This is a genomic window from Streptomyces sp. AC558_RSS880, from assembly GCF_019049255.1.
Taxonomy (GTDB): domain Bacteria; phylum Actinomycetota; class Actinomycetes; order Streptomycetales; family Streptomycetaceae; genus Streptomyces.
The window spans coordinates 1-3,065 of sequence record NZ_JAGMUJ010000193.1 but is presented as its reverse complement, the minus strand read 5'-3'; the positions used below and the strand labels follow the sequence as shown (position 1 = coordinate 3,065).

Below are 3,065 nucleotides of genomic sequence, written 5' to 3'. Positions count from 1 at the left end.
GGGAGCTGGTCATTGCCGTCGGCCGGCAGGCGGCCCGGCCGGTGTCCTGGCGGGAGGGTTCCCGGCCGGGCACCGGCCGCAGCGGGTTGAAGCGCATGTACTCGCGTTTCGTCGCCCTGCGCATCCGGCCTGCCGGGCGCGAGATCCGCCAGGCCACGGATGGTCCGGAGCTCCCCGAGCGGTGGTTGCTGGCCGAATGGCCCGCCGGTGAGAGCGAGCCGGTGCAGTTCTGGCTGTCGAGCCTGCCCTCGGGCATGCCGCTGGCCACGCTGGTGCGGCTGGCCAAGCTCCGCTGGCGCATCGAGCACGACTACCGGGAGATGAAACAAGCCCTGGGCCTGGCCCACTTCGAAGGCCGCACCTGGGCCGGCTGGCATCACCACGTCACCCTCGTCTCCGCCGCCCATGCCTTTTGCACCCTCCAACGACTGACGCGAGACCCAAAAGATCCGGCGCCGGCCTGAGCCTCTACCAAGTCGTCCGGAACCTGCAGACACTCCTCGCCACCTGGACCGGCGCCTGCCCCACCTGCCACCGCGACATACCCACACCCATACGAACCTGACCAAGCCCTACTAGCTACTCATCACGTACCACTGTCTGGGGGATGCGCCACGCAGGTACAGATGTCGGCCTCGTCCGATGGGGCGTGCGTACCGCTTGAGGGGTGCGCCGTTGGGGAGGGTGAGGCAGGCTTCTTCGATCAGCAGGGCCGCGTGCTCTGTCAGGCGGCAGCGGTGCAGGCGGTCGGGTTGCCGGTCGCCACCCAGCATCGTGATGTGTTCTCCGTGCACGGCCATACCGGCGGGAGCAACCACAGGGGTCCTCCGTAACCGAGTCTCACCGTTGGTCCGGACCTCGAGCAGCGGGAAGGTGGGGTAGTAGTTGGCCCACGCGACACCGTCGTCAACGTTGAAGGCATAGACCGTATCGATGTATTCGACGCCCTCCGCAGGCGTGTATCCCCATTGGTGGTTGCCGCCGCTGTCCCAGCGCACCAGGCCGGCGGCGCTGACCGGGTCGATGTAGACGCCTTCGTCGAAGTAGGCACTCCATACGTGGTGCCGACGGTCTGTCATCAGGTACTCGACCGCACGCCCCATCGTGAAGCTGCGGCGGCGTCGCCCGTCCCTCCCGTAGATCTGCGCGTTCTGATCCCCTGCGGCACTGTGTCCCTGCACAACGAACCGGCCATTGGGCAGCGCGTCGAGATGGGTGACCCGCAAGCTCATGCCGCGCAAGGACTGTTCACGGACTGCACCGCCGCTGTCGATGACCAAAAGCGCGTCGTACGGACAGTTACGGGGCTGAGGGGAGGGCCTGCCGTACGAACTTGGGCGGAGTTCCGCATCGGGGCAGATCAACCAGAGAGCCCGGCCCCAGGCGTCCACGGTGGTCGCCAGAACCTTCTGGTGATCGTACTGCCGAGGCAACAGTGCGTGAGGACGCAGTGCCACCTTCCTCAAGAAATCACCTCACGGGCGAATGAACATGACTCACCCATGATCGCATCCCTCCCAACCCATCGACCAGCCACGCCAATACCTGCAGATCAGGAGCCGAACTGCCAGACGATCTCCCCACAGCCTGCCGCTCACGAACAGCATGAGCACCCCCAGCACCGGTCATACCAGCCCTTTGACCTGCAACTTCAAGTTGGCGGAGGCATCAGTGATGCCGCCGACGCCGACCTCACGCTGACACAGTCCGTGATCGCCGAACTTCGCCTATGCTGCAGGCCGTCTGCGGGCTGATGGAGGGAGCGGACACGGTGAGCGAATCGTTCTTGCTGGTCTGCGACGACCTGCCGCACACAGTAGTTCTGACCGACTCTGGTCCCTGGCCCATTGAGATCGTGAAGCTACTTCACAGGCGAACCGGGCTGAGTTTGTGGCACTGCAAGTCCCTCATCAACGAACTGCCGACGAGCATCCTCGAGAACGTGCCGGAAGAGGCCGCCAGCGCTCATGTCGAAGCGAATCAGTAAGGGCTTCGGCGCCATGATCGTCACAAGATCCCTGACAGAGCCGTTGAACGGTGAGGATCCGTCGCCGCTTCAGGAGATCGCCGTGTGGCTGGAGGCCCGTGCGCCCAAGGGCATGAGGGAGCTACGGGCGGGCCGGGAGATACGGGCGGGGCGGGCGGGGCGGAGCGGCTGAACAGTGTGCGGACCGGCCGCGGTGAGACCACCGTGCAGCGCATGGTCTCCGGCCGGCGGGTGCCGACTCGGCCGTTTCCTGCGGATCATGGCGTGAGTCAGTGGAGGAGTCGCGCTGCCCGCTTCCGGCTCGTTCTCGACCGAGGCGCTGTGGGGTGATCGGCAGATGTTGGGGACCGGGAGTGAGGATGGGCAAGCGTTTCGGCGTGAAGCCGAGCGAGTCGTCAACGAGGTCGCCCAAGGGCTTCGCACGTTGGACGACGGGACATCCTGGTTCTCCGCCCTTTCCCCGACAGGAAGGCAGGATGTACTGCAAGAAGTCGCCGGCTACGCGATGCAGGCCCACATCACGGCGGCAGACGGGCGTGAAGGAGTTGCCCGGTCCGGCGTGAAGCCCACGGCCAACCCTTCAGTGATGATTTGCATGGACCCACCTCGCTACGGGTTCGCAGCCCTCCCGGCCGACGAACACGTCAAAGCGTTCCGTGTCCTCGTCTCAGTGTTCTCCGTCGCCGACACCCGCCGCAGGCAGACGTACTGCAAAGGCACTTGCGGACACACATGGCACAACTTGCCTCCCCGGTGAGGTGCCGTGGCGGCGCACGCTGACCCGATTGAGGTTCCCCTGGCCGTTGCCGCCGGGTCATCTGATCGTTTGTTGATGTGTGTCGTTGACTGACGCCCAGTGGGCGAGGACCGAGCCGTTGCTACCGGACCGGTCGCCGAGACGGGATGGGCGGTGGTGGGACCACCGACAGGTACTTGATGCGATCGCCTTCAAGTACCACACCTGTTCACCGCCCTGCTGGCCTAGGGTCTGTCGTCAAATGATCTTCGATCGGGGATCATGGTCGGGTGATACGTCGCCATGAACTGTCCGATGCCGAGTGGGCCTTCGTGCAGCCGC

General features: G+C 65.3%; 5 protein-coding genes. 4 read left to right on the top strand and 1 reads right to left on the bottom strand.

The window, feature by feature from the left end; translation table 11 throughout:
- The coding region (locus KUM38_RS40675; RefSeq protein ID WP_217137185.1) for a transposase at positions 1–464 on the top strand (464 nt) is incomplete at its 5' end.
- A 111-nt stretch (positions 465–575) separates the two neighbouring features.
- Here the strand turns inward: KUM38_RS40675 and KUM38_RS40670 are convergent.
- Positions 576–1,280 (bottom strand): hypothetical protein, encoded by a 705-nt coding sequence (locus KUM38_RS40670; RefSeq protein WP_254398542.1) that lies wholly within the window; start codon positions 1,278–1,280, stop codon positions 576–578.
- 449 nt (positions 1,281–1,729) lie between these two features.
- On the opposite strand from KUM38_RS40670, the gene KUM38_RS40665 reads away from it, so the two are divergent.
- The 3 genes from KUM38_RS40665 (at position 1,730) to KUM38_RS43935 (ending at position 3,030) form a co-directional block, all read left to right on the top strand.
- Positions 1,730–1,987 carry a ribosomal protein L7/L12 gene (locus KUM38_RS40665; protein WP_217137184.1) on the top strand — a complete coding sequence of 86 codons (258 nt, stop codon included), beginning with the start codon at positions 1,730–1,732 and terminating at the stop codon, positions 1,985–1,987.
- A 337-nt stretch (positions 1,988–2,324) separates the two neighbouring features.
- Positions 2,325–2,744 carry a DUF5958 family protein gene (locus KUM38_RS43940; protein ID WP_374227136.1) on the top strand — a complete coding sequence of 140 codons (420 nt, stop codon included), beginning with the start codon at positions 2,325–2,327 and terminating at the stop codon, positions 2,742–2,744.
- A gap of 79 nt (positions 2,745–2,823) precedes the next feature.
- Positions 2,824–3,030: a transposase gene (locus KUM38_RS43935; protein ID WP_374227135.1), complete on the top strand. Its 207-nt coding sequence runs from the start codon at positions 2,824–2,826 to the stop codon at positions 3,028–3,030.
- The last annotated feature ends 35 nt before the right edge of the window (positions 3,031–3,065 follow it).

Excerpts from the sequence above, each read along its gene's own strand:
- KUM38_RS43940 (WP_374227136.1), top strand. The coding sequence starts at position 2,325 with ATGTTGGGGACCGGGAGTGAGGATGGGCAAGCGTTTCGGCGTGAAGCC.
- KUM38_RS40665 (WP_217137184.1), top strand. The coding sequence starts at position 1,730 with ATGCTGCAGGCCGTCTGCGGGCTGATGGAGGGAGCGGACACGGTGAGC.